Origin of the sequence: Pseudonocardia xishanensis, from assembly GCF_039541715.1 — a bacterium.
Lineage (GTDB): Bacteria > Actinomycetota > Actinomycetes > Mycobacteriales > Pseudonocardiaceae > Pseudonocardia > Pseudonocardia xishanensis.
The window spans coordinates 221,801-246,513 of sequence record NZ_BAABGT010000122.1 but is presented as its reverse complement, the minus strand read 5'-3'; the positions used below and the strand labels follow the sequence as shown (position 1 = coordinate 246,513).

The 24,713-nt window shown below is 73.6% G+C and carries 30 protein-coding genes and 1 tRNA gene; 16 read left to right on the top strand and 15 right to left on the bottom strand.

Translation table 11 applies throughout. The annotated features are described in order from the left end of the window. Positions 1–41 precede the first annotated feature (41 nt). Positions 42–115: transfer RNA gene (locus ABD993_RS35170), tRNA-Leu, on the top strand. Positions 116–219: 104 nt separating this feature from the next. On the opposite strand, the gene ABD993_RS35165 is transcribed toward ABD993_RS35170, so the two are convergent. The 9 genes from ABD993_RS35165 to ABD993_RS35125 all read right to left on the bottom strand — a co-directional run bounded on the left by ABD993_RS35165 (position 220) and on the right by ABD993_RS35125 (position 6,754). Continuing rightward, positions 220–1,173 (bottom strand): cyclase family protein, encoded by a 954-nt coding sequence (locus tag ABD993_RS35165; protein WP_345428329.1) that lies wholly within the window; start codon positions 1,171–1,173, stop codon positions 220–222. Positions 1,174–1,298: 125 nt separating this feature from the next. Then, positions 1,299–1,703, bottom strand: coding sequence for a cupin domain-containing protein (locus ABD993_RS35160; protein WP_345428320.1), 405 nt, complete (start codon positions 1,701–1,703; stop codon positions 1,299–1,301). Between the two features lie 72 nt (positions 1,704–1,775). Next, complete coding sequence (locus ABD993_RS35155; protein ID WP_345428312.1) at positions 1,776–2,012, bottom strand: hypothetical protein; 237 nt, start codon at positions 2,010–2,012, stop codon at positions 1,776–1,778. A 5-nt stretch (positions 2,013–2,017) separates the two neighbouring features. Continuing rightward, positions 2,018–2,371: a glyoxalase superfamily protein gene (locus ABD993_RS35150; protein WP_345428304.1), complete on the bottom strand. Its 354-nt coding sequence runs from the start codon at positions 2,369–2,371 to the stop codon at positions 2,018–2,020. Between the two features lie 71 nt (positions 2,372–2,442). Beyond that, complete coding sequence (locus tag ABD993_RS35145; RefSeq protein ID WP_345428297.1) at positions 2,443–2,970, bottom strand: dihydrofolate reductase family protein; 528 nt, start codon at positions 2,968–2,970, stop codon at positions 2,443–2,445. Further along, positions 2,970–4,121, bottom strand: a complete 1,152-nt coding sequence (locus tag ABD993_RS35140; protein WP_345428290.1) for an alpha-hydroxy-acid oxidizing protein — start codon at positions 4,119–4,121, stop codon at positions 2,970–2,972. Before ABD993_RS35140 ends, ABD993_RS35145 begins: the two co-directional genes overlap by 1 nt. Before the next feature lie 17 nt (positions 4,122–4,138). Then, complete coding sequence (locus ABD993_RS35135; protein ID WP_345428284.1) at positions 4,139–4,261, bottom strand: hypothetical protein; 123 nt, start codon at positions 4,259–4,261, stop codon at positions 4,139–4,141. Between the two features lie 302 nt (positions 4,262–4,563). Next, a complete protein-coding gene (locus tag ABD993_RS35130) occupies positions 4,564–5,025 on the bottom strand; it encodes a group II truncated hemoglobin (protein ID WP_345428277.1) in 462 nt (153 codons plus the stop codon). Between the two features lie 13 nt (positions 5,026–5,038). After that, positions 5,039–6,754, bottom strand: coding sequence for an FAD-binding dehydrogenase (locus tag ABD993_RS35125; RefSeq protein WP_345428267.1), 1,716 nt, complete (start codon positions 6,752–6,754; stop codon positions 5,039–5,041). 90 nt (positions 6,755–6,844) lie between these two features. Between ABD993_RS35125 and ABD993_RS35120 the strand changes: the two genes are divergently transcribed. Continuing rightward, entirely contained in the window at positions 6,845–7,153 is a 309-nt protein-coding gene (locus ABD993_RS35120; protein WP_345428258.1) for a DUF899 family protein, read from the top strand. A 138-nt stretch (positions 7,154–7,291) separates the two neighbouring features. Here ABD993_RS35120 and ABD993_RS35115 read toward each other — a convergent pair whose 3' ends face one another. Further along, a complete protein-coding gene (locus ABD993_RS35115; protein WP_345428247.1) occupies positions 7,292–7,522 on the bottom strand; it encodes a hypothetical protein in 231 nt (76 codons plus the stop codon). 27 nt (positions 7,523–7,549) lie between these two features. Next, positions 7,550–8,011, bottom strand: a complete 462-nt coding sequence (locus tag ABD993_RS35110) for an NUDIX hydrolase (protein WP_345428238.1) — start codon at positions 8,009–8,011, stop codon at positions 7,550–7,552. Between the two features lie 60 nt (positions 8,012–8,071). On the opposite strand from ABD993_RS35110, the gene ABD993_RS35105 reads away from it, so the two are divergent. The 3 genes from ABD993_RS35105 to ABD993_RS35095 all read left to right on the top strand — a co-directional run bounded on the left by ABD993_RS35105 (position 8,072) and on the right by ABD993_RS35095 (position 9,982). After that, positions 8,072–8,479, top strand: a complete 408-nt coding sequence (locus ABD993_RS35105; protein WP_345428229.1) for a hypothetical protein — start codon at positions 8,072–8,074, stop codon at positions 8,477–8,479. 111 nt (positions 8,480–8,590) lie between these two features. Further along, positions 8,591–9,409 carry a Bax inhibitor-1/YccA family protein gene (locus ABD993_RS35100; RefSeq protein ID WP_345428220.1) on the top strand — a complete coding sequence of 273 codons (819 nt, stop codon included), beginning with the start codon at positions 8,591–8,593 and terminating at the stop codon, positions 9,407–9,409. 111 nt (positions 9,410–9,520) lie between these two features. After that, entirely contained in the window at positions 9,521–9,982 is a 462-nt protein-coding gene (locus ABD993_RS35095; protein WP_345428214.1) for a pyridoxamine 5'-phosphate oxidase family protein, read from the top strand. A 44-nt stretch (positions 9,983–10,026) separates the two neighbouring features. On the opposite strand, the gene shbA is transcribed toward ABD993_RS35095, so the two are convergent. After that, positions 10,027–10,605, bottom strand: a complete 579-nt coding sequence (gene shbA / locus ABD993_RS35090; RefSeq protein ID WP_425569241.1) for an RNA polymerase sigma factor ShbA — start codon at positions 10,603–10,605, stop codon at positions 10,027–10,029. A 407-nt stretch (positions 10,606–11,012) separates the two neighbouring features. On the opposite strand from shbA, the gene ABD993_RS35085 reads away from it, so the two are divergent. The 4 genes from ABD993_RS35085 to ABD993_RS35070 are packed head-to-tail and all read left to right on the top strand — an operon-like array spanning position 11,013 to position 16,163. Then, positions 11,013–12,644, top strand: a complete 1,632-nt coding sequence (locus tag ABD993_RS35085; RefSeq protein WP_345428201.1) for an nSTAND1 domain-containing NTPase — start codon at positions 11,013–11,015, stop codon at positions 12,642–12,644. Between the two features lie 34 nt (positions 12,645–12,678). Continuing rightward, positions 12,679–14,040 (top strand): cystathionine beta-synthase, encoded by a 1,362-nt coding sequence (locus ABD993_RS35080; RefSeq protein ID WP_345428191.1) that lies wholly within the window; start codon positions 12,679–12,681, stop codon positions 14,038–14,040. A 39-nt stretch (positions 14,041–14,079) separates the two neighbouring features. Next, the gene (locus tag ABD993_RS35075) at positions 14,080–15,018 is read left to right on the top strand and encodes an endonuclease/exonuclease/phosphatase family protein (protein WP_345428182.1); all 939 of its coding nucleotides are present in this window, start codon (positions 14,080–14,082) and stop codon (positions 15,016–15,018) included. Continuing rightward, positions 15,015–16,163, top strand: coding sequence for a cystathionine gamma-synthase (locus ABD993_RS35070; protein ID WP_345428150.1), 1,149 nt, complete (start codon positions 15,015–15,017; stop codon positions 16,161–16,163). The genes ABD993_RS35075 and ABD993_RS35070 overlap by 4 nt, the downstream gene beginning before the upstream one ends. Here ABD993_RS35070 and ABD993_RS35065 read toward each other — a convergent pair. Continuing rightward, the gene (locus ABD993_RS35065) at positions 16,160–16,717 is read right to left on the bottom strand and encodes a TetR family transcriptional regulator (RefSeq protein WP_345428140.1); all 558 of its coding nucleotides are present in this window, start codon (positions 16,715–16,717) and stop codon (positions 16,160–16,162) included. The genes ABD993_RS35070 and ABD993_RS35065 overlap by 4 nt on opposite strands. 52 nt (positions 16,718–16,769) lie before the next feature. Here ABD993_RS35065 and ABD993_RS35060 point away from each other — a divergent pair, with 52 nt between their 5' ends. Then, complete coding sequence (locus ABD993_RS35060; RefSeq protein ID WP_345428129.1) at positions 16,770–17,945, top strand: saccharopine dehydrogenase NADP-binding domain-containing protein; 1,176 nt, start codon at positions 16,770–16,772, stop codon at positions 17,943–17,945. Positions 17,946–18,124: 179 nt separating this feature from the next. After that, entirely contained in the window at positions 18,125–19,390 is a 1,266-nt protein-coding gene (ilvA, locus tag ABD993_RS35055; RefSeq protein ID WP_345428118.1) for a threonine ammonia-lyase, read from the top strand. Between the two features lie 30 nt (positions 19,391–19,420). Here the strand turns inward: ilvA and greA are convergent, their stop codons facing one another. Next, positions 19,421–19,909, bottom strand: coding sequence for a transcription elongation factor GreA (greA, locus tag ABD993_RS35050; RefSeq protein ID WP_345428108.1), 489 nt, complete (start codon positions 19,907–19,909; stop codon positions 19,421–19,423). Between the two features lie 325 nt (positions 19,910–20,234). Between greA and mca the strand changes: the two genes are divergently transcribed. The 4 genes from mca to ABD993_RS35030 all read left to right on the top strand — a co-directional run bounded on the left by mca (position 20,235) and on the right by ABD993_RS35030 (position 22,841). Then, positions 20,235–21,140, top strand: coding sequence for a mycothiol conjugate amidase Mca (gene mca / locus ABD993_RS35045; RefSeq protein ID WP_345428098.1), 906 nt, complete (start codon positions 20,235–20,237; stop codon positions 21,138–21,140). Between the two features lie 10 nt (positions 21,141–21,150). Further along, the gene (locus tag ABD993_RS35040) at positions 21,151–21,396 is read left to right on the top strand and encodes a hypothetical protein (RefSeq protein WP_345428087.1); all 246 of its coding nucleotides are present in this window, start codon (positions 21,151–21,153) and stop codon (positions 21,394–21,396) included. Positions 21,397–21,534: 138 nt separating this feature from the next. Further along, positions 21,535–22,128: a hypothetical protein gene (locus tag ABD993_RS35035; protein ID WP_345428628.1), complete on the top strand. Its 594-nt coding sequence runs from the start codon at positions 21,535–21,537 to the stop codon at positions 22,126–22,128. Positions 22,129–22,313: 185 nt separating this feature from the next. Beyond that, the gene (locus ABD993_RS35030) at positions 22,314–22,841 is read left to right on the top strand and encodes a DUF1097 domain-containing protein (protein WP_345428077.1); all 528 of its coding nucleotides are present in this window, start codon (positions 22,314–22,316) and stop codon (positions 22,839–22,841) included. 247 nt (positions 22,842–23,088) lie between these two features. Here ABD993_RS35030 and trhA read toward each other — a convergent pair whose 3' ends face one another. Then, a complete protein-coding gene (trhA, locus tag ABD993_RS35025) occupies positions 23,089–23,718 on the bottom strand; it encodes a PAQR family membrane homeostasis protein TrhA (RefSeq protein ID WP_345428626.1) in 630 nt (209 codons plus the stop codon). A 167-nt stretch (positions 23,719–23,885) separates the two neighbouring features. On the opposite strand from trhA, the gene ABD993_RS35020 reads away from it, so the two are divergent. After that, on the top strand, positions 23,886–24,653 hold the full coding sequence (locus tag ABD993_RS35020) for an isoprenyl transferase (RefSeq protein ID WP_345428068.1): 768 nt from the start codon (positions 23,886–23,888) through the stop codon (positions 24,651–24,653). Positions 24,654–24,713 lie beyond the last annotated feature (60 nt).

The following is a 24,713-nucleotide window of genomic DNA, read 5'->3' as shown; positions in this document are numbered from 1 at the left end:
GGCCGCAGGCGTCCGTGGCGCGGCCTTAGGGTGAGTGCCGCGCCCCCGTAGCCCAACCGGCAGAGGCAGGCCCCTTAAAAGGGTCACAGTGTGGGTTCGAATCCCACCGGGGGCACCTCGCCGATCGCGGCGAGCGCCGCGCCGCATGCGTGCCCCGTTGCTCGCAGGGAGCAGGGTCCGCGCTGGTCGGGGGGCCACGACGTCAGAGCGCTCCCGGGGTCAGAAGGTGGCGATCGGGTTGACCGGGCTGCCCGACGTGCCTGCGAAGCGGACCGGGGCGAGGGAGAGATGGAAGTCCCACTGGGCGAGCTCGGCCGCCGTCCGCGCGCATCGCTCCAGATCGCAGTTGTCCAGCAGCCACAGACCCATCGCGACGAGGCCGACGGCGTGCACCGGCATCAACACGTCGTCGTACCCGGAGGGTTGGACGTCCTGCGGGGTGTCGGCGCCGATCAGCGCGACCTCCCGCTGCCGCAGCCAGGGCAGGCAGGACGCGTGCCAGCCGGCCTGCTCGATCCCACCGCTCCCGGTTCCCCCGTGCCGGGCGCAGCCATGGCCGGTCCGCAGGAGCACCGCGTCGCCGGGCCGTACCCGCACGCCCTGGCGGCGCTCGGCCTCCTCGAGGTCCTCGGGGAACACACCCTGACCCGGTTCCAGCCACGGCACGTCGCGGACCCGCGCGACGTCCAGCAGGACGCCGCGCGTGACGATCCCGTCCGCCGCCGCCGTGACGGCCGCCCACGCCGATCCCGTGGTGGCGTCGACCAGCGAGTGGGGCCGCCCGTTGTACATCGCGCCGTCCCAGAAGAGATGGCACGGCGAGTCGACGTGGGTGATCGTGTTGCCGTGGAACAGGAGGCCGAGCCGCTCGTGGGAGAATCCCCAGCGCCGGTCGGCGTGGAACGCGGCGGGCATGTGCTCGGCGCCGGGCATGTCGGCAGCGCACGGGCAGGAGGTCGTCGACCGCTCCATGTCCTCCGGGACGGCGACCTCCCAGGCGCACGACACACTCCTGCCGTGCCGCACGGCCCGCGCCGCCGCCAACCGGACCGCGTCGGTGATGTGGTTCAGCGTTCCGCGCTCGTCGTCCTCACCCCAGCGCCCCCAGTTCGACAGCGCGCTGAAGTACCCGAGCACCTCGTCCTGCGTGGGGACCGCTCGCCTCGTCGTCATCTCGGCACCGCCTCCGTCCGTGCTGTCCGCCATGACATCAGAGCACGTCACGACCGACCGCTCGTCCCGCCTCCGACAGCATCGCGTCGGGGGCCGCCAACGGCGCGGCGTGAGCCTCGCCGGCGTCAGCGATCGCGGGCGCGGAACCACTCCGCGATGCCGGGCATGCGCTGTTCGAAGGCACCGGGGACGGAGAGGTTGAGGGCGCCGGCCGGTTCGTCGGTGGCGTTGCGGAAGTCGTGGGGTGTGCCGCCCGGGGCGAGCACGAACGACCCCTTCGGCGCCTCGATCCACTCGTCGCCGACGAGGAAGGTCAGCGTGCCGTCGAGGACGTAGAAGACGTCGTCCTCCGGGTGGGTGTGCCTTCCCGGGCCCTCCGTGTGCGGCTCGAGCCACCACTCCGAGATCGAGTAGCGGTCGGCGGTCTCGGCGCCGTCGGCCTTGAAGACCGCGGTGAGGCGGCCCATGTCGTACCGGCGTCCGTCGTCGGGCGCGAGGTGGACCGGGGGCCGTGCGACTGGCTGCGTCATCGGTCGAACGTAGCGAGCCCGGCCTGTCGTGGCTTGGACGAATGAGCGCTACCGGGCCTGCCGGCGGCGCGCTCACCGATGGTCGGTGGACCCCGACGGTGGGTCGTCGCCCGGCAGCGGGGCCGGGGCGGGGAGCTCGTCCTGCACCTCCACCGTCAGTCGGGCGTGGTGGGCGATCGGGTGCCAGATCTCGTCGAACGGGTTCATCAGCGACCCGCCGCCCGCTCGGCGCCGCACCCGGCGAGCGGCCCAGACCAGGAAGCCCAGGACGAGCGCGACCACGACGAGCACGAGGAGGACGCCTGCCACGCGCGTCAGTCCCGGTGGCGGAGCATGTTGATCACGGCGCCGTGCGGCTCCCGGACGAGGAAGCGCCGGATGCCCCACGGCTCCTCGGTGAGGGGGTGGACGATCTCGTAGCCGCGGGCGACGGCCTCGGCGTAGGCGGCGTCGACGTCGTCCACCCCGATGCTGACCTGCGCGTTCTCCGGGGCGGTCGCGTCCCGCCCGACGAGACTGAGCTGGACCTGTCGGTTGGTCGGCGAGCGGAAGCTGGTGACCCAGCCGAGGTCGAAGTCGACAGTCATGCCGAGGTAGTCGGTGTAGAAGCCGTGGCCGGTGGACGGGTCCGCGGCGGACAGGTTGGGCACGGCGCGGTGGAGGTACATCGGTGGTCTCCTCTGCTGACGGGGTTGTCCGATGCTGCCGGCCAGGTCGGGTGGGGTGCGAGGAGCCGGCCTCACGCGGGCTCGGGTGTCGCGACCCGGAACCAGAGAGCCGACTCGCCGGGTACCGGGACCAGGTCGACCTGGTGGGAGCCTCGGAACAGGGGCGTGCCGCCGCCGAGCAGCACGGGCGCGAGGAACACCAGGATCTCGTCCAGCTCGCCGATCTCCAGGCACTGCCGCGCGACGTCCGCGCCCAGCACGTTCACGTACCGCTCGCCCGCCGCCTCCCGGGAGAGCCGGATCGCGGTGCGCAGGTCGTCGGTGAACACCACACCCGGGGTTGCCGACGGGCGGTGGGTCAGCACCACGACCGGGCCGGAGTACCGCCCGCCGAAGGCGCCCTCGGCGTCCGTCCCGGCGTTCGGGTCGTCCCCGCCGAAGGTCCGGTTGCCCACGAGGAGGCAGCCGATCCGCGTGAGCAGCCGGTCCGCCGTCGGGTTCGGGGCGCCGACGTGCGGGGTCAGCCAGGACATGTCGCCGCCCGGGCCCGCGATGAAGCCGTCGAGCGACATGGTCGCGGAGTAGAGCAGTCGGGCCATCAGTCCACCTTGGTCAGTCCGGCCGCGCGCAGGGCGGCGAGGTCGGGGTAGCCGTCCACGGCCATCAGCAGGTCGGCCTCGGCGAGGAACGAGCGCAGGTGGTGCACCACCCCGTCCTCGCCGCCGACGGCCAGCGCATACGCGTGCGGCCTGCCGGAGCCGACGGCCGCGGCGCCCAGGGCGAGCGCCTTGACGACGTCCGTGCCGCTGCGCACGCCGGAGTCGAACAGCACCGGCGTGTCCCCGGCCGCCTCGACGACGCCGGGCAGGGTCTGCAGGGCGGGCACGCCGCCGTTGGCCTGCCGTCCGCCGTGGTTGGAGCAGTGGATCCCGTCGACGCCGAGGTCCTTCGCCCGCCGGACGTCCTCGGGGTGGCTCAGTCCCTTGAGGACGATCGGCAGGCTGGTCGCCTCGCGCATCCAGCCCAGGTCGTCCCAGGTCACGGGGTGTCCGAAGACCTGCGCGAACAGCCCCACCGCCTCCGCCGGATCGGTGGACTTCAGCCGCGAGCGGAACACCTCGTCCGAGGTGTAGTTGGCCAGGCAGTAGCCGCGCAGCTGCGGGAAGTTCGCCGTGTTCAGATCGCGCGGACGCCAGCCGGTGACCCAGGTGTCGAGCGTGACGACCAGCGCCCGGAAGCCCGCCCGTTCCGCGCGCTGGATCAGACTGACGGCCAGGTCGCGGTCGGTCGGGGTGTAGAGCTGGAAGAAGCCGGGGGTGTCGCCGAGGGCCTTCGCGACCTCCTCCAGGGGGTCCTGCGACAGCGTCGAGGCGATCATCGGGACGCCCGTGCGGGCCGCGGCGCGGGCCGTCGCCAGGTCGCCGTGCAGGTCCTGCGAGCAGATCCCGAGCACGCCGATCGGGCACAGGAACAGCGGGTGCGGCAGGTCGATGCCGAACAGGTCCGTCGACAGGTCCCGCTCGCGGGCCGCCCGCATCATCCGCGGGACCAGACCCCAGCGCTCGAACGCGGCGACGTTCGCGCGCTGGGTGTGCTCGTCCCCGGCGCCACCGGCCACATAGGACAGCACCCAGGGCGGCAGCGCTTCCGCGGCGCGCCGCTCCATCCCGGCGAAGTCCACGGGGAACCGGGGCAGCAGACCGCGCGTGCCCGCCAGATAGATCTCGAGCTGGAAGTCGCCGTACGCCATGCGTCCACCCTGGCAGGTCAGTCCAGCGGGAACGAGTGGTGCTCGTGCACGACGACCCGGCGGCCGCTCTCGCTGCGCAGGCCGAGGGTGAGCCGCAGCCTCCGGTCGGGTGCTCGCGCCTGGCCTCCGGGGTGTCGCACCGCAGCAGCGCGAACGCGTACGCGACGTCCTCGACGATGTCCTCGGCGTGGTCGGCCACGACCGCCTCGAGGTCCCCGCGATGCACGTGCACCGTGAGCCGGAGTGCGGCCCGGCCGCCGTCGAGCCGACCGGGCCGCGAACACCTCCGGGGCTGCGCGCGACGCTCCCCAGTGGCGCGCGCGAGGTGGGTCCCCGGTTCCTCGATCGGCACCGGCTCCGCTCCCCAGTGTCACCGGCACCGATCACGTTTCGGCTACCCCGCCACACCGGTACGGAAACACCGCATCCCTCGATCGGGTGGTCAGGGCTGGTAGGGCGGGGCCACGCCCCACCCCCAGCGCGGCACCGGCGCCTGCTCGACGACGTCCGCCCCCGGCTGCGAGTTCGCCAGTGCCAGGCGGGTCCCCCACTCCACGTACCCGACGAAGGCCGCCCGGAACTCGGGATCGTCCGGCAGGCCCGCGTCGTCCGCGGCCAGGCTCATCAGCGAGGCGAACCGGAACCGCTGGTCGGGGGTGAGGCCGAGGTTCCGGTGGTGGCCGAGCATCGTCCGGTAACCGCCGTGCTGCTCGGTGTAGCCCGGCGCGCCCCCGAAGACCTCGATCCACCAGGTCGTGACGTGGCTGCGGTGCTTCTCGTGCACCCCGCCGGGGAAGAGCGGGCCGAGCAGGTCGTCCCGCTCGACCCGGTCGTAGAAGGCGTCGATCAGCCGGCGGAGGGCGGGGTCGCCCCCCGCCCACTCGTGCAGCGTGGGTTCAGCCATTGCAACACTGTAATCAAGTCGCGGTCGCCCGCCCAGCCGCTCGCCCCGCCTGGCGGCCGCCGAAGAGGCACCCGCCGAGGAACGTGCCCTCCAGCGAGCGGTAGCCGTGCACCCCACCGCCCCCGAACCCCGCGACCTCGCCCGCGGCGTACAGACCCGGCACCGGGTCGCCGGACGGGCCGCGCACCTGGCCGCTGAGGTCGGTCTGCAGCCCGCCGAGGGTCTTCCGGGTGAGCACGTGCAGCTTCACGCCGATCAGCGGCCCGGCCTTCGGGTCGAGGATGCGGTGCGGCGCTGCGGTGCGGCCGAGCCGGTCCCCGCGGTAGCGCCGGGCGTTGTGGATCGCCATGACCTGCGCGTCCTTCGTGAAGGGGTGGGCCAGCTCGCGGTCCCGGGCGACGATCTGACGCTCGATCGCGGCCGCGTCCAGCAGCGGGGTCGGGGTCAGCTTGTTCATCCCGTCGACCAGCTCGGCGAGGGTCGAGGCCACGACGAAGTCCGCCCCGCGCTCCTTGAACACCTCCACCGGGGCGGGTGCGCCCGGGCGGATCCGGCCGAGGGTCGCGCGGACGTCCTTGCCGGTCAGGTCGGGGTTCTGCTCGGAGCCGGAGAGCGCGAACTCCTTCTCGATGATCTTCTGGGTGAGGACGAACCACGAGTGGTCGTGCCCGGTCGTGCGCAGGTGGGCCAGCGTGCCGAGGGTGTCGAAGCCCGGCAGGTACGGGGCGGGCAGCCTGCGGCCGGTCGCATCCAGCCAGATCGACGACGGGCCCGGCAGGATCCGGATCCCGTGGCCCGCCCAGACGGGGGAGTGGTTGCGGATGCCCTCGACGTAGTGCCACATCCGGTCCCGGTTGACCAGCCGCGCGCCCGCGGCCTCGCTGATGCCGAGCATCCGCCCGTCGACGTGTGCGGGGACGCCGGTGACCATCTCGTCGGGCGGCGTGCCGAGGCGGGCGGGCCAGTTCGCCCGGACTAGGTCGTGGTTCGCGCCGATGCCCCCGGACGTCACGATCACGGCCTGGGCGGAGAGGTCGAACGCGCCCACCTCGGTGCGCGAGCTCGCGACCCCGCGGGCGGCGCCGGACGGCTCCAGGACCGCGCCGGAGACGCCGGTGATCGTGCCACCCGTGCTGGTCAGGGCGTCCACGCGGTGACGGAAGCGGAGCTCGACGAGCCCGGCCCGCTCGCCGTCCTTCACGATCTGCGCGAACGGGGCGACCAGGCCCGGGCCGGTGCCCCAGGTGACGTGGAAACGGGGGACGGAGTTGCCGTGCCCGTCCGCGAGGTAGCCGCCCCGCTCCGCCCAGCCGACCAGCGGGAACCAGCGCACGCCCAGCCCGTGCAGCCAGGCGCGCTTCTCGCCGGAGGCGAAGTCGACGTAGGCCGTGGCCCACTGCCGTGCCCAGAAGTCCTCCCCGGACGGGTCGTCCACCCCGCGGTCGAACTGCGCGCTGCCCAGCCAGTCCTGCAGTGCGAGGTCGACGGAGTCGGTGATACCCATCCGGCGCTGCTCGGGGGAGTCGACGAGGAACAGCCCGCCGAAGGACCACCACGCCTGCCCGCCGAGGTTCGTCCGGGGTTCCTGGTCGACGACCACGACCCGCCTGCCCGCGGCCACCAGCTCGGCGGTGGCGACCAGGCCCGCCAGGCCCGCCCCCACGACGATCACGTCGGCGTTCACGCTCTCCACCCTGGCCCCGCGCGAGCTCCACGGCAATCCCGACATTCCGCCCCGCCGGCGCCGGCGTGGCGCGAGCGCGATGAGTTCTCGGTGCGCTTGCGATCGACAGCTCAGGAACCGAGACGAGGAGGAGCCATGCCCCTGCCGCAGATCGTGTCCCGCGACGAGTGGGCGAAGGCCCGCACGGAGCTGCTGGAGTACAACGTCCGGCCGATCGACGTCACGGGCGAGAAGCCCGGCCTCTCCTGCTTCCTGCGCGTGGACGACCGGATCTTCCACACCTACTCGCAGTACGTCCGCGGAGCCGATGGACGGGCGGCTCGTACGCCTTCCTGGACCTCACCGCCCTGGGACGACAGGAGGACTGGGAGGAGCCGAACGGCCGCACCGACGCCGTCCGGGACGCCACACCGAGTTTCGAGCGCTGATCTTCATCAGTTCTGACGACGTGCGGTGATCGTTCGTGTGAGAGGGGTAACGATGGTCCCTCACGGAACGAGACACCGGATACACCGCGTGTCGCTGGGGAGCGGACACGCGCTGCCGGGTGCCGCGGCCTTCCAGGGGTCGCGGCACCCACCTCTACCGGGCGGGCCGGTCCTTCTCGGTGGTGCGGGCGGCCAGTGGTCCGCGGGAACGGCGCTGCAACCAGCCGCGGGCCTGGTGCATCGTCCGGCTGAGCTGGTTGGGACCCCTCCGGCGCTCGATCAGGTCCGCCACCCGGCCCAGCAGCCAGCCGCCGACCGGCACGGCGACCGCGAGGACCAACCACAGACGCAGACGCTTGGTGAAGAAGGCCCAGACCATGCGCACGTACCTCCTTCAGGAGTCGAGGGGGGCCTACGGTAGCCGCGCGGCCTCCGCGGCGGGGTCTGTGGCCCGGGCCGCGGCCAGGCCCAGCGCGACGAGCGAGACCTGGGGCAGGTCGGGGACCTCGGCGAGGTCGAACCACGCGGCCATGTCCGTGGTGCCGTCGACCTCGTGGCGCAGCGCGCCGCCCGTCACGTGCGCGGCGTAGACGATCCGGATGCCCTGCATGTCCTGCTCGGAGCCGTCGCCCCAGGTCACGAGGGGGAGGTGTACCGAGTCCACGGTGAGCAGCCGGTCCAGCTCGACGGTGTACCCCGTCTCCTCCTCGACCTCCCGGACCGCCGCCACCCGCGGGTCCTCGCCGTGCTCGAGGCCGCCGCCGGGCAGCGTCCACCGCGGCCCCCGCGGCCCGGTCCAGCGCGCCAGCAGCACCCGACCCTCGGACTCGCAGACGACGTAGGCGGCCGGTCGGACGACGCGACGGATCGACACCCCTCGAGTCTACTGCGCCAAGATCCCCTCTGACCTGCGGATCTCGGTATCCTCGCGGGGGTGTCGGACGTGTGGACCGGCGTTCTGTCCTATGCCGCCATCGCCGCCGCACCCACCCTCCTGATCTGGGCCCTGGTGCGGCTCGGCCCCCTGCTCCTGGACCTGCCCGAGTGGATCGCGAGCCGCAGGCGACCGCCCGCGCCCACCGGTCGTCCGTACGAGCGGCTCGTCGGCGACCTGCACCGGCTGCGCCGGGAGGTCAAGGCGCCCGCGCCCACCAGCCGGGTTCGCCGGGTCGCCGCCCTCGCCGCGTACGACGACGTGCTCTCCGACCTCTGCCGCGCCGTCGGTGACGACCGGCCGCGGCTGAGCGATCTCCCCGAGCGGGAGCGGCCGTTCGCGCGGCTGCAGGCCGAGGCGGCGCTGGAGGCCGCCGGGGTGCCGCTGGACACCCGCCCCGCCGCCTGAGCCGGATGATCGCCGCGCGAGGGTAAAGTCGGTTTTACCCACGTGGGAACCAAGCAGGTCCCACCCACGTTCAACCCATAGCGCGGCGACACACGCGACGAGGAGGAACCGGTGCGCACCAGCAGCAACCCGGCGTTCCGCAAGCTGCCCCACGGGCAGGGCGGGTACGCCACGTTCGACCGCCGGGGCGGCGGCATGATGGGCGGCGGGGCCGCCTACGCCGACGCCCGGGCCTCGCAGGCCGGGATCGGCCGGGCGGGGGCGGGCGAGCGGCCGCTCACCGTGGACGACGTCGTCGTCAAGACCGCGATCACCGGCGGTGTCGCGCTCGTCGCCGGGATCCTCACGGCCTGGTCCGGGATGTTCTTCCTGGCCCTGCCCGCGATCATCGTCGGCTTCGTCGTGTCGCTGATCGTGATCTTCAAGCAGAGCAGCAACCCCGCGCTCGTGCTGCTGTACTCGGCGTCCATGGGTGTCGCGCTCGGCGCGCTCACCGGGGCGCTGGAGTTCTCGGGCACGAACTTCCAGGGCATCGGCTTCCAGGCGATCGTCGGCACGGCGGGCGTGTTCGTCGGGATGTTGATCGTCTACAAGACCGGCGCGGTCAAGGTCACCCCGAAGTTCACCAAGTGGCTGATGGGCGCCTCGATCGGCGTGCTGATCCTGATGGTGGTCAACCTGCTCGCCGGGTTCTTCACCGAGGGCGGGCTCGGCCTGCGGGACGGGTCGCCGCTGGCGTACCTGTTCAGCATCGTCTGCATCGGCGTCGCCGCGTTCAGCCTGATGTTGGACTTCGACATGGCCGACCGGGCCGTCAAGGAGGGTGCGCCCGCGAAGTTCGCCTGGTACATCGCCTTCGGCCTGATGACCACGCTGGTCTGGCTGTACATCGAGATCCTGCGCCTGCTGAGCTACCTGCGGTCGGAGTAGGCACGGCCGGATCACCCCCCCCATCCGGCCGGAGCGGCGCCGCGGACCTTCGGGCCCGCGGCGCCGTTCTGCTGTCGGTGCCTGTCGGGGATTCACGGCATGCTCTCACCCATGGCGTCCTGGAAGCAGGTCGAGGAGCAGGCCCCCGAGCTCGCCGCGCGGGCCCGGGCCATCCTCGACGCACTCCGACACAAGACCATCGCGACCCTGCGGGCGGACGGGTCCCCGCGGATCTCCGGCATCGAGGCCGCGTTCGCGGACGGCGAGCTGACCTTCGGGTCGATGACCGCCTCGCGCAAGGGCGCGGACCTGGTGCGCGATCCCCGCTTCGCGCTGCACAGCGCCGCCTACGACCCGCCGGAGGACGAGGCGCAGTGGGAGGGGGACGCCAAGATCGCAGGTCGGGCGGTGTCCACGGGCTCCGTGGACGGTCCCGGGGACAGCCCCGCCGGGGACGCCTTCCGCGCGGACGTCACCGAGGTGGTCGTGACGCGGCTGAACGACGCGGCCGACCGGCTCGTCGTCGAGTCGTGGCGGGAGGGCCGCGGCGTGCGCCGCGTCGAGCGGGAGTGAGTGGGGCGATCGGCCCGTCCCTCCACGGGCCGATCGCCCCGCCCTCACGGGGTCGGGCCCTCGGCGAGCCAACCCCGCAGCTTGGCGAGGGCGCGGTGCTGGGCGACCCGCACCGCCCCCGGCGTGGACCCGACGATGGCGGCGGTCTCCTCGGCGGAGCGCTCGCCCAGCACCCGGAGCACGATGATGTCCCGCTGCTGCGGCGGCAGTCGGTCGACCAGCCCCATCAGCTCGCCGAGCTGCGCGGACCCGACGGCGGCCTGCTCGGGGCCCGCGGAGACGTCCAGGGAGTCCGGCACGTCCTCGGCGGGATCGGAGCGGTCCCGGGACGCGGCCCGGAAGGCGTCCGCGACCTTGTTGCGGGCGATGCCGTAGGCGAACGCCATGAAGGGGGTGTCCAGGTCGCGGTAGCGGGGGAGCGCGGTGCACACCGCCATCACGACGTCCTGGGCGACGTCCTCCGCGGTGGACAGGCCGGGCGCGCGGTGGCCCACTCGACCGCGGCAGTACCGCAGCAGCAACGGGCCCGCGCCGCGCAGGAGGTCGTCGAGCGCGCGGCGGTCACCCAGGGCGGCCGTGCGGGCGAGCGCGGTGAGCCGGGCGTCGAGATCCTCGCGCGACATCTCCCCGCCCGGCGCGGCGCGACCGCCGCCGCTGCCGCGGTCGGTCGTCTCCGCGGAGTCCTGCGGACTGCCGGCTCGCACCCGTGCGCAACTCCCCACACATCGTCCGGGGCACGGTGGGCGGGCCCGCGACGCCCGGCGGTGGTGGGCGCCGCGGGTGCTCTGAGGACCGGCGATGCGCTCGGGCGCAGGACCGGGGGAGCGTCGGCGGGTGGCACGGCGTGCCCCTCCGGCACCACCCACGATCAGGATGAACGTAGCCCGAACGGCGGTGACACGTCGTCTGGAAAGCGGCACTCGTACAACGTCGTACAGCGCGGCCGCGTCGTTCGGCACCAGTGCCACACGACGCACGGCGAGTCGCCGCCGACCTATCCTCCGCGCGTCGGAGTTGGGGGAGGACGAGTGTGTCGAGACCGGACGATCGGCCGCCCGACCCCGACGCGGCGCTCGACCGCGCCGGGTTCGCCGCCGAGCTCGGCCGGATGAAGGCGCTCTCCGGACTGAGCTTCCGCGCGCTGGCGAAGCGGACCGTGGAGTCGGAGGGGGAGGCGTCCGGGGTCCCGATGCTGCCGTTCACCACCTTCCGGGACTACGTCCAGGGCCGCTCGCTGCCCTCGCCCACCCGGCTGGACGCCGTCCTCACCGCGTTCGGCATGCCCGCGGACCATCCGGACCGGGAGCGCTGGCGTCGGGCGCTGCGCCGGGCCACCGAGGCCCCGGCCCGGCCCCCCTCGGACCTGCGCCCCTACGCAGGCGCGGAGCCCGTCGTCGCGGACCTCCGCGGGCGGCACGCCGAGGTCGCGGAGGTGATCGCCCGGCTGCGCGCGAGCCCGCCCGGTGGGGTGGTCGCGGTGACCGGCCACTCGGGCGTCGGCGTCACCTCCCTGCTCAAGGGCGGGGTGGCCCCCCTGCTGCCCCACGTCGTCGAGCTGCGGCCCGGGCCGGAGCCTGCGGAACGGCTCGCCGCCCTGCTGACCGGGACCGCCGCGTACGTGCTGGTGGACGACGTCCACGCCCTCCGGGACGAGGGCGACCGGCTGCGGGCCGCGCTGCGCGTGCTGCTGGCGGGCGAACCGGACGGCGGGCCGCGCGTGCTGCTGGGGATCCGGGCGGGCGACCTCGCCGACTTGACCGCGCCCGGCGCCCGACCGGTGGCCGCGGTGCGGCTGCAGGGCCCGTCCGCGGAGGCCCTGCGCGCGATCATGGCCGGGCCCGCGGAGGAGGCGGGGTTCCCGCTCGCCGAGGGGGTCGCGGACCTGGTGCTGGGCGAGCTCGACATCTCCCCCGCCGCGGCCTCCTCCCCGCCGGGCGCGCTCCCCCTGGTCGCCGACGCCCTGCGCGCCGCCTGGGACCGCGCGGTCGCGGACGGCGGCACGGGCGTCACGATCGCCCACTACCACGAGGCGGGCGGGGTGCACGGGGCCGGCGAGCGGGCCGCGGAGCGGGTGTACGCCACGCTCACCCCCGAGCAGGTCGTCCTGGTCCGCCCGCTGCTGCTGCGGATGGTGCGGGGGCGGGGCACGCACGGCGACGCCGAGACCGTGCGCAGACGGGTGAGCCGGTCCGCCGTCACCTACGGACAGAGTCCCGCCGCCGCCGCGACGACGACCTCCCTGGTCGACGCGCTGGTCGCGGGCCGGGTGCTGACCGCGGACGAGACCGCGCTCGAGATCGCGCACGACGTCGTCCTGCGGGGCTGGCCCCGGTTGGCGGGCTGGATCGCCGAGGACCGGGACCGGCGGCCCGCCCGTGGCATGATCACCGAGGCGGCCTGGGTGTGGCACCACACCGGCCGTGACGCGGGGACGCTGCTGGCCGGGCGCCTGCTGGACGAGGCGAGCGCGTTCGCCGCCGACCCGGAGGGCCTCGCGGAGCTGTTCCCGATGGAACGCGAGCTGCTCGCGGCCAGCCGGGCGGAACGGCGGGCGCGCGAGGCCGGGCGCACGCGGGCGCTGACGGCCGCGGTGGCGGTCCTCTCCGTCGCGCTGGTGGCGGTGGTCGTCGTCCTCGTCGGGGTGCTCGTCGGGTCGGGGTAGCACCCGGCCCGCGGTGGCGTGGAACTATTGCCCCATGCGCTACGCCGAGCACATCTCCGACCTGGTCGGCAACACCCCGCTGGTCAAGCTGGGCTCCGTGGCCGCGGGGCTCGAGCCGCTGGTCCTGGCCAAGGTCGAGTACATGAACCCCGGCGGCAGCGTGAAGGACCGCATCGCGCTGAGGATGATCGACGCCGCCGAGGCCTCCGGCGAGCTGCGCCCCGGCGGCACGATCGTCGAGCCCACCTCGGGCAACACCGGCATCGGGCTGGCGATGATCGCGCAGCGGCGCGGCTACAGGTGCGTGTTCGTGTGCCCGGACAAGGTGGGCGAGGACAAGCGCAACGTGCTCAAGGCCTACGGCGCCGAGGTCGTCGTCTGTCCCACGGCGGTGGACCCGGACCACCCGGACTCGTACTACTCGACGTCGGACCGGCTGACCCGCGAGATCGAGGGCGCCTGGAAGCCCAACCAGTACGCCAACGAGAACAACCCGGCCTCGCACTACGCGGCCACCGGCCCCGAGATCTGGGAGCAGACCGGCGGCCGGATCACGCACTTCGTGGCGGGGATCGGCACCGGCGGCACCATCTCGGGCACCGGCCGGTACCTCAAGGAGGTCTCCGACGGGCGGGTGAGGATCATCGGCGCCGACCCGGAGGGCTCCGTCTACTCCGGCGGCACCGGTCGGCCGTACCTGGTCGAGGGCGTGGGCGAGGACTTCTGGCCCACCACCTACGACAAGGGCGTGTGCGACGAGATCATCGCGGTGTCCGACGCGGACTCCTTCCACATGACCCGACGGCTGGCCCGCGAGGAGGCCATGCTGGTCGGCGGCTCGTGCGGGATGGCCGTGGTCGCGGCGCTGCGGGTGGCCGCCACCGCGCCCGCCGACTCGGTGATCGTGGTGCTGCTGCCGGACGGCGGCCGCGGCTACCTCGGCAAGGTCTTCAACGACTCGTGGATGGCGAGCTACGGGTTCCTGCCGCCGACCGAGGGCGCGACCGTCGGGGACGTGCTGCGGCGCAAGGACGGCACGCTGCCGGACCTCGTGCACGCCCACCCGAACGAGACCGTCGCCGACGCGGTGCACTACCTGCGGGAGTTCCACGTCTCGCAGATGCCGGTCGTGCGGGCCGAGCCGCCGGTGATGGCGGCCGAGGTCGTCGGGTCGGTGGTGGAGCGAGACATCCTGGACCTGCTGTTCACGAACCGGGCCAAGCTCTCGGACCGGCTCGAGCAGCACATGTCCCCGCCCCTGCCGACGATCGGCGCGAACGAGCCGCTGAACACCGCGATGGAGGCCTTCTCCGCGGCGGACGCGGCGCTGGTGCTGGTGGACGGCAAGCCCGCCGGTGTGGTCACCCGCTCGGACGTCCTGGCCTTCCTCGGCTGACTCACGGGGTTCTCAGGAGGCGTCGCTACGGTCGGGGCCGTGCGCAGATCACTCGCGGTGCTGCTCGGTGCCGGGGCGGCCGCGGCCGTGCTGCCGGACCGGCTCGGTCTGGACCGGTGGCACCCGTTCCCCGCGCTGGCGGCGGTGCGTCCGCAGGCGGTGGCGGGCAGTGCGGTCGTCGCGGGGCTGCTGTCCGGCTTCCGATCCACCCGGCCCGCCGCCGCGGCCGTCGGGGCGGTGGCCGCGCTCGGCGCCGCGGGCCTCGCTCCCCGGCTGGTCCGACGGTCCCCGAACCCGGCGGAGCCGACGCTGACCGTCCTCGCCGCGAACGTCTGGGCCGGGCGGGCGGACGCGGGCGCCCTCGCCACGCTGATCGCCCGGGAGCGACCCGATCTGGTGTCGCTGCCGGAGTCCGGGGTCGAGTTCCGGGACAAGCTCATGCCCCTGCTCGACGGGCTCGGCTACCGCTCCTGGGTCTCCACCGAGCCCGGCAGGCCGGACGCCTGGTCGGTCACCGTGCTGGCCTCGGGGCGGATGGGCGAGCTCGAGATCGGCTCGGGCCCCGACCTGCGCCACCAGTACCTCCGCGCGTGCGGCGGGCTGCTGGGCGACCGCGCCTTCTACGCGGTGCACCCCCAGGCCCCCATGGCCCGCTGGCAGGCCCGGACCTGGCGGCGGGACCTCGCGTCGATCGCCCGCTGGACGGCCGCGCGGCCCGCCCCGATCGTGGCGGGGGACTTCAACGCCACCCTGGACCACGCCCCCATGCGGGCCTGCCTGACCGGGGTGCGGGACGCGGCCGAGGGCACCGGTCGGGGCCTGACCGGGACCTACCATGCGTGGATCCCCCGGTGGGCGGGCATCCGGATCGACCACGTGCTGATCCCCCGCGAGTGCGCGACCACGCGCTACGAGATCCTCGACCTGCCGGGGTCGGACCACCGGGCGGTCCTGGTGGGGCTAGCCTCGCCCGCATGAAGGGTTTCTCCACCCGAGCCATCCACGCAGGTCAGGACCCCGACCCCACGACCGGGGCGGTCATCGTCCCCATCCACGCCAGCTCCACCTTCGCCCAGGACGGCGTCGGCGGGCTGCGCAGCGGCGGGTACGAGTACTCCCGCTCGGCCAACCCCACCCGCACCGCGCTGCAGGAGTGTCTGGCGGCGCTGGAGGGCGGACGGCACGGGTTCGCCTTCGGGTCCGGGATGGGGGCGTCGGACGTCCTGCTGCGCGTGCTCGTCCGGCCGGGGGACCACCTCGTCATCCCCCACGACGCGTACGGCGGCACGTTCCGGCTCGTCGACAAGGTCCTGACCCAGTGGGGCGTGACCTACTCGACGGTGGACCTCTCGGACGTCGAGGCGCTGCGGGCGGCGCTGCGCCCGGAGACGAAGGTCGTGTGGTGCGAGACCCCGACCAACCCGCTGCTGGGCATCGCGGACATCTCGGCGCTGGCCGAGGTGACCCGGGCGGCGGGCGCCCGGCTGGTCGTGGACAACACCTTCGCCTCGCCCTACCTCCAGCAGCCGCTCGCGCTCGGCGCGGACGTGGTGCTGCACTCGACCACCAAGTACGTGGGCGGGCACTCGGACGTCGTCGGCGGGGCGCTGATCCTGTCGGACGACGAGCTCGCCGACCGGATCAGGTTCACCCAGAACTCGGTCGGCTCGGTCCCCGGGCCGTTCGACGCCTGGCTGACCCTGCGCGGTGCGAAGACGCTCGCGGTGCGCATGGAGCGACACAGCGACAACGCCGAGCGGGTGGCCGAGGCGCTGTCCGCGCACCCCGCCGTGTCGACGGTGCTGTACCCCGGCCTACCGGAGCACCCCGGCCACGAGATCGCGGCGCGGCAGATGCGCCGCTTCGGCGGAATGGTGTCCTTCCTGGTCGCGGGCGGTCGTGAGGCCGCGCTGAAGGTCTGCGGCGGCACCGAGCTGTTCACCCTCGCCGAGTCCCTCGGCGGCGTGGAGTCGCTCATCGAGCACCCGCACGAGATGACCCACGCCTCGGTCGCGGGGTCCGCGCTGGAGGTGCCGGACTCGTTGGTCCGGCTGTCCGTGGGCATCGAGGACGTCGAGGACCTGGTCGAGGACCTCACCCACGCCCTGGACGCCGTCCGCTAGGCGAGCGCCGCCCGCAGCAGCGCCAGCCCCCCGTCGACGTGCTCGACGAGGGGCTGGTCGTCGTCGGCGTCCAGCCAGTCCTCGAGCGCCACCTGCAACAGGGTGACGGCCGTCCCGGCCAACAGCCGCGCCTGCGTCGCCCCGACGCCCCTCGCCCGCAGGCCGTCCCCGACCGCGTCCCGCAGAGACGCCCACTTCCGCAGCTCCCGCTCACGGAGCCCGTCGTCCGAGGCCACGATCGTGCGGCGGGTCCGCAGCTCCTCGCGTCTGCCCTCGAAGCGGGTCTCGGCGACGTCATGAAGGCCGCCGATCAGGAGCTCGACGGGACCGAGCTCCGGTGGGGCCGCCGCCAACCCGGCCGCGATGCCGGAGATCTCCTCCCCGGCGAAGAGGACCTCGCGCTTGTCCGCGAAGTACCGGAAGAAGGTCCGTGTGGTCAGGCCCGCCCGCGCGGTGATCTCCGGGACGGTCGTCTCCGCGAAGCCCTGCAGACAGAACAGATCGAGTGCGGCGCGGGTGAGCCGTTCGCGCGTGTTCGGTTGCCAGCGGGCCATCCGCTCAGCCTACGTGATGACATCTCATGTCATCATGCGCTACAGTGATGACATGAGATGTCATCACGTGTGGGTGCTGGGCGGATCCGGGCGCAGTGGGCGGGCGATCGCGGAGGAGCTGCGGGCGGGAGGTCTGGAGCCCGTGCTGGTGGGGCGGGACGGCGCGCGGCTCGCCACCGCAGCCCGGGGTGGCCCGACGGTGGTGGTCGGATCGATCGCGGAGATGGCCGCCGCGATCCGGCGGGAACGACCCGCGGTCGTCGTCAACACGGTGGGGCCGTTCGTGCGGACGGCGGAGCCGCTGGTCGCGGCGGCGCTGGCGGCCGGGGCCCACTACCTGGACCTCGCCAACGACGTGGACGCCGCGACCGCGACGCTCTCCCGGGACACCGCGGCGAGGGAGGCGGGCCGGACCGTCGTGACAGGCGCCGGGTTCGGGGTCACGGCCACCGAGAGCGTCGTCGTGCGGCTGTGTCGGGACGAGCCCGCGGCGACCGCGGTGCGGGTGGACATGGTGCCCTCCGTGGAACTGGTGGAGGGCCCGTTGGGGGAGGCGATCGCCGCCTCCGTGCTGGAGGGGTTCGCCCAGGGTGGGTCTCCGGGCAGGCGTTATCGCGACGGCAGGCTCGTCCCGACCCGGTTCGCGGGCGATCCGCTGCGCCTCCGGCTGCCGGACGGCGAGCAGGTCACGACCGTGGCCATGCCGTTCGGCGAGCTCGTCGCGGCGCAGCGGGCGAGCAGGGCGCCGGACGTCGTCTCCGCGACCAGCGAGGTGCCGTCCTCACCGCTGCTGGGTCTCATCGTGCCGGTGATCGGGGCGATCCTGCGCCTCGGGCGCGTGCGGCGGTTCGCGATCCGTCGGGTCGCGGGGCTCCGGCTGACCGCGCGACCGCGGCCGCGGGAGCACTCGTGGGCGCACGCGAGTGTCGAGTGGTCGGACGGACGGGTCCGCGAAGGCTGGCTGCGCCTCGGCGACGCCCAGGCCTTCACCGTCTCGGTCGCCGCGGAGGTCGCGCGTCGGCTCCTGGCGGGCGACGGCAGGCCGGGCGCCTTCACCCCCGCCGCGCTGTTCGGCCCCGGACTCGCCGAGACCTGCGGCGGCGAGTACCGGGATCAGGAGCGCGCGGGGACCGGGGCGGACTCGGTCGGCGGGGCGACGGGGACGACGAGGTCCTCCGGCGCGAAGCAGCCGCCGACCAGCTCGTACCCGCCCGCGACCCGCTCGTAGCGGCCGGGGTCGGTGCAGCCGACCTGGTCCACGGTCACGATCGCCAGGGTGCCGAGCACGACCGCGGCGGCCAACGGGACGACGGCCCGCAGCCCTCCGTCACGCACCCGCATCCGACCCCCCACAGCCCGTGATCCCCGCCCGAGCAAGGTTACCCGCTGCGATGGCACGATGCGGGCGTGACTCCGGACGTCGTGCGTGTGAGCCCCCCGGTGGGGGTGGCGGACATCCTCGCCGCCCGCGAGCTGCTGGCCGGGGTCACCCGCACCACGCCGGTGGCCCGGTCGCGCGCGTTGAGCGAGGCGGTCGGCGGTCCGGTGTGGTTCAAGTGCGAGAACCTGCAGCGCACGGGGTCGTTCAAGATCCGCGGGGCCTTCACCCGGCTGTCCGGGCTGACCGCCGAGGAGCGCGCGCACGGGGTGGTCGCGGCCAGCGCGGGCAACCACGCCCAGGGCGTGGCGCTCGCGGCCCGGCTGCTGGGCATCGAGGCCACCGTGTTCATGCCGACCGGGGCGGCCCTGCCGAAGGTGGACGCCACCCGCGGCTACGGCGCCGCCGTCCGGCTGGCGGGGGAGACCGTCGACGAGGCGCTGGCCGCGGCGCTGGACCACAGCGCGCACACCGGTGCCGTGCTGATCCATCCCTTCGACCATCCGGCGGTCGTCGCCGGGCAGGGCACGGTCGGCCTGGAGATCATCGACCAGGTGCCGGACGTGGCCACCGTGCTCGTCGCGACGGGCGGCGGCGGGCTGCTCGGCGGGGTGGCCGCGGCGGTCAAGGACCGGCGGCCCGCGGCCCGGGTCGTGGGGGTGCAGGCGGCGGGCGCCGCCGCGTGGCCCGCCTCGCTGGCGGCGGGTGAGCCGCTGCCGCTCGGCGCCATGCGCACCATCGCGGACGGGATCGCCGTCGGCCGTCCGGGGGACGTCACGTTCCGGCAGGTCGAGGCCCTGGTGGACGGGTTCGTGACGGTCGGCGAGGAGTCCCTGTCCCGAGCCCTGCTCTTCAGCCTCGAACGGGCGAAGATGCTCGTCGAGCCCGCGGGCGTGGCCCCGGTCGCGGCGTTGCTGGACGATCCCGGCCGGTTCGAGCCGCCCGTCGTGGCCGTGCTGTCCGGGGGCAACGTGGACCCGCTGGTCCTGCTGCACGTGATCCAGAACGGTATGGCCTCCGCGGCCCGCTACCTGTCGCTGCAGGTGCGGGTGGGGGACCGCCCCGGCGCGCTCGCCGCCCTGCTCACCGGAGTCGGCGAGCTGGGGGCGAACGTCATCGACGTGGAGCACACCCGGATCAGCGCGACCGTCCCGATGGGGGAGGTCGACGTGGCCCTGAGCATGGAGATGCGCGGCCCGGAGCACTGCCGCGAGCTGGTGGTCGCCCTGCGGGCGGCCGGTCACCAGGTCACGGTGACCGGCGTCCCCGAGGGAGACCCCCGGCTCGGCGGCTGAGGCCCGGGCGGCTCGGCAGGCTCGGGTGGCTCAGGCGGTGAACGGCGCGATGTCGACGAGCGTGACCGTCATCGAGCCGCCGTTGGGCAGCTCGTAGGCGCGCTCCTCGCCCTTCTTCGCGCCGAGCAGCGCGGCGCCGAGCGGCGAGTTCGGGGAGATCACCTGCAGGTCGCCGTGGCTGCCCTCCTCGCGGGAGCCGAGGAGCACCTTCTCGGTGTCCGGGTCGTCCTCGTACTTGATCGTGAGGACGGTGCCCGGCGCGGCCTGCTCCGCGCTGGTGGGCGAGGTGCCGACCTGGGCGGTGCGCAGCAGCTCCTGGAGCTGGCGGATGCGGCCCTCCTGCTGGCCCTGCTCCTCGCGGGCGGCGTGGTAGCCACCGTTCTCCTTGAGGTCGCCCTCCTCGCGGCGGGCGTTGATCTCGGCGGCGATGACGGGACGGTTCGCGATCAGGTCGTCCAGCTCCGTCTTGAGCCGGTCGAAGGCATCCTGGGTGAGCCAGGTCACCTGAGTCTCCGTCACGGTCATCACTCCTCCAGCGGATCCCGGCACCGCTCCAGGCGGGCCGGGCTGCCCGGCATCACGCACGGGCACGGGTATCTTGGGCCACCGACCACGGAACCGGCCCCGAGTATGGAAAAACACGACCCGCGTGCGAGCCGTGTGCCGACGACCTTAGCACGGGGTCGACCGTTCGTCGCGGTCCATCGACGAACGGACAGGGCCCCCGCAGAGTTCCCGACGGGAATGTTTTCGCTGGTCGAGGTTGTGCGGGAAGGTCCGGCGCCGGTGTGGCGTTGCCACCACCGGCAGCAAAGCGTCGTCCCCTTCTGCAAGGATTCCCACCATGACCACTCGCGAGTCGAACCGCGAGCCGCTGCGGCTCATGACCGTCCACGCCCACCCGGACGACGAGTCGAGCAAGGGTGCCGCCACCACCGCCCGGTACGTCGACGAGGGCCACGAGGTCATGGTCGTCACGTGCACCGGCGGCGAGGCGGGCAGCATCCTCAACCCCGCGATGGACCGCCCCGAGGTCCTCGAGAACATGTCCGCCATCCGGCAGCAGGAGATGGCCCGCGCGGCGGAGATCCTCGGCGTCGAGCACCGGTGGCTGGGGTTCGTCGACTCCGGCCTGCCGGAGGGCGACCCCAAGCCGCCTCTGCCGGAGGGCTGCTTCGCACTCGTCCCCCTGGAGGAGTCGACGGAGCGGCTCGTCCGGCTCGTGCGCGAGTTCCGCCCGCACGTACTCGTGACCTACGACGAGAACGGCGGCTACCCCCACCCGGACCACATCCGCACCCACGAGGTGTCGATGGCGGCGTTCACGGCGGCGGCGGACCCGGAGCTGTACCCCGAGGCCGGCGAGCCGTGGCAGGTGATGAAGGTCTACTACTCGCACGGCTTCTCCAAGAAGCGGGTCCTCGCGTTCCACGAGGCGCTGCTCGCCCGCGGCGAGGAGTCGCCGTACACCGAGATGCTCGAGATGTGGAAGAACCGGCCGGACCTGGCCGAGCGGGTCACCACGCGGGTCGAGTGCGCGGACTGGTTCGAGCGCCGAGACGACGCGCTGCGGGCCCACGCCACGCAGATCGACCCCACGAGCCGCTGGTTCTTCACCCCGATGGAGATGCAGCGCGAGATCTGGCCGTGGGAGGAGTACGAGCTGGTCCGTTCGCTCGTGCCGAGCCCCATCCCGGAGGACGACCTGTTCGCAGGCCTGCGCGAACCCGCCGCCCTGCGTGCCGGGTAGCCTCGATCCCATGCTGGTCGAGCTGGTGCCCGTCGGCGACACGGTGGCCACCGTGCTCGCGCAGAACCCCGAACCCCCGGCCAACCAGGGCGAGGAGTTCGGCAAGGCGTCCCCGGTCGCGCTCGTGGTCATCCTCTGCCTCGCGGTGGCCACCATCGCGCTGATCGTGTCGATGACCCGCCGCATCCGGCGTCTCCCGCAGTCGTTCGACGAGCCGGACAAGGACGCCGAGAAGGAGCCCGAACAGCAGGGCTAGCGCCACCCGGATCCCGGCGACCACCACGGCACCCTCGCCTGCGCGAGGGTGCCGTTCGCGTCTTCGCGGAGAGCGAACCCCCACGACGGTGTTGCGGTGTAATCTCGTAAGCATCGGAGGTGCGAGATGACCGGACGAATGCACAAGGGATGGCACGGCGGCGGTCGCGGACAAGCCCGCGGAGGCCCGCGCGGCGGCTGGCAGCAGGCCGACCTGCCGGACGTGAGCGACCTGGCGGCCTGGCTGGCGGGGCGGCTGCCGGACGGCTGGTTCATCGGGGCCCCGGAGATCACCGTGGACCGTGAGGAGATCGTCGTCGTCGGTGAGCTGGCTCCGGTCGAGGGCGAGTACCCGGACACCGACCAGGGGCGCGCCGAGCGCGCCGCGGCGGCCGCGGGCCGGATCTCCCGGTTCCGCGAGGAGACCCGCGAGGCCCGGATCGACGTCGCCCGCCAGGCCGAGCACCGCTACCAGCGCAAGGTGGCCTGGGGGGCCCGGATCGGCGAGGTCGAGGAGCTGTTCACCACGGCCTCGGTGCCGGTGATGACCCGGCTGCGGCAGCCGGAGCGGATGGTCCTGGACACGCTCGTCGACTCCGGCGTGGCGCGCTCGCGGTCGGATGCGCTCGCCTGGGCGGTGCGTCTCGTCGGGCGCAACGCGGACGCGTGGCTCGCCGACCTGCGCGAGGCCATGGCCAAGGTGGACGACCTCCGGGCGCGCGGACCCGAGTAACGGCACAGTGTCGATCAGGTGACGCATGACGGCGTTTCGGCGCCGAGATCCGGCCGAGGATGTCCGGATGATGTCCACCGGAAAACATGCGGTCACCGTGTGCGCTGATCCCTAGGCGTGAGGCCCCTGAGCGGCCACTCTTCACTCGTCCATTCGGACCTGTGGAATCTAGGGAGACACGTCACATGAAGCTGCCTGTTGCGCTCGCGCTGGTGATCGGTGTGATCGGCGCGGTGATCACGTATCTGTACGTCGGCCCGCTGGGTGGGCTGGGCCTGATGGTCCCGGCCACGTTCCTCGGCGCGGCGAGCTACTTCGCCGCAGGCGGGGACCGGGCCGCGCTGGCGAAGTCGGTGCCCACGAACGTGTGGGGCATCGTGTGCGGGACCGTCACGCTCATCCTGCTCGGCCTGGTCGCGAGCCCGGTGCTGGTCGGCGTGATCGTCGGCGGCTTGACGGCGGTGTTCATCCTCGGCGCGCTGGTGCCCGCCCTGGGCTTCGTCCCGGGCTCGGTGCTCGGCTTCGCCACGACGGTGATGTTCGGGCTGCTCACGAGCGCGTCCGGCACGGACTTCTCGCTGCCCACCGGCCCGTTCACGGTGATGCTGGTGTCGTTCCTGGTCGGTGCCGGGTTCGGCTACGTGAGCAGCATCCTGGCGGGGAAGCTCGTCGCGAAGGCTCCGGCCACGGAGAGCGCGCCCGCCGCCGCCTGAGCCCGGTGACGGTGGGCCATCCGACCGCTCGGGTCGGACGACGCCACCGGGCCCTCACCTCGGCTCGCACCGCGCGTCGTCGGCCTCATGCTTGCCGGCCGACACCGGCGACGCGCACGGACCGCGGCGACCAGCCGTCTGCCAGGTTGGTCGCCGCGGTCGCGACTGTCAATCCGACGTGCCCGCGTCCACCGCCGTGGCCCGGGACGCCGTCCCCCAGGTCAGCACGATGTGCCTGGAGCCGGTGCTAACCGGTGAACAGGGCGAGCCAGATGGCGATCTGGTGGCAGATCGCGGCCAGCACCGTGGCCGCGTGGAAGAACTCGTGGTACCCGAAGGTGCGCGGCCAGGGGTTCGGCCAGTGCACGGCGTAGAACACGGCGCCGACGGTGTAGAGGGCGCCGCCGACCAGGAGCAGGACCAGCGCCGCGACCCCGGCGTTCGCCAGCAGGTCCGGCAGCACGAACACCGCGACCCAGCCGAGGGCGAGGTAGATCGGCACCCCCACCCACTTGGGCGCGTGCGGCCAACAGACCTTGAGCACCACCCCGAGCAGCGCACCGCCCCACACGGTGAGGAGCACCCAGCGGCCGGTCTCCCACGGCATGGCGAGCAGCGCGACCGGCGTGTAGGTCCCCGCGATGAACACGAAGATCATCGAGTGGTCGAGCCTGCGCATGATCAGCCTGCTGCGCGGGGTGTTCCAGCTGCGCCGGTGGTAGAGCGCGCTGGTGCCGAACAGCCCCAGGATCGTGACGCTGTAGACCGAGGTGGCCAGGGCCGCCAGGCCGCCGACCAGGCTGGCCGAGATCGCGATCAGCGTGGCGCACGCGGCGACGGACACGACGAACGACCAGAAGTGCAGCCAGCCGCGCATGCGCGGCTTGACGAGGGGCACGTCCTGGGGAGGCGTGAGGGGCCCGACGGTCACCCGGCCGAGGGTACGGGATCGCCGCGGCCTGCCGGGTGTCCGAGCGGTGACCGGGCGGTGAAGCGCGCCGGATACCGCGGCGCCCGCGCGGACGCGGCGTAGGCTCCCGGCCCGTGGGCGTCCGCGACCTGCTGTATTCGACGTACGAGGCGAGACTCGCCCGCCGGTTGGCGGGGGCCGAGCGACCGCGCCACGTCGCGCTGATCCTGGACGGCAACCGCCGCTGGGCGCGCGACGCGGGCCTGGAGGACGTCAACGACGGCCACCGGGTCGGCGCGGCGAAGATCTCCGACCTGCTCGGCTGGTGTGCGGAGTCGGGGGTCGAGGTGGTGACGCTGTTCCTGCTCTCGACCGACAACCTCTCCCGGCCCGCGGACGAGCTGGCGCCCCTGCTGGAGATCATCGCGGACGTCGTCGACGAGCTGAGCGGGCCGACCGCGCCGTGGCGGCTGCGGGTGGTCGGTGCGCTGGAGCTGCTGCCGCCCGCGATGGCCCAGCGGCTCACCGCGGCCGCCGCGCGCACGGCCGACCGTCCGGGGCTGCACCTCAACGTCGCCGTCGGCTACGGCGGCAGGCAGGAGATCGCGGACGCCGTGCGCAAGCTGCTGCTGCAGCACGCGGAGACCGGAACCACGATCGAGGAGCTGGCCGAGGTCCTCGACGTGGACCACATCGCCGCGCACCTCTACACCTCCGGCCAGCCCGACCCGGACCTCGTCATCCGCACCTCGGGGGAGCAGCGCCTGTCCGGGTTCCTGCTCTGGCAGAGCGCGCACTCGGAGTTCCACTTCTGCGAGGCCTACTGGCCCGAGTTCCGCCGGGTGGACTTCCTGCGGGCGCTGCGGGACTACGCCGCCCGGCACCGCCGCTTCGGCGGCTGAGCCCGTCCCGGACCCGTGACACGCCGAAGGGCGCCGGACCGGTCGGTCCGACGCCCTTCG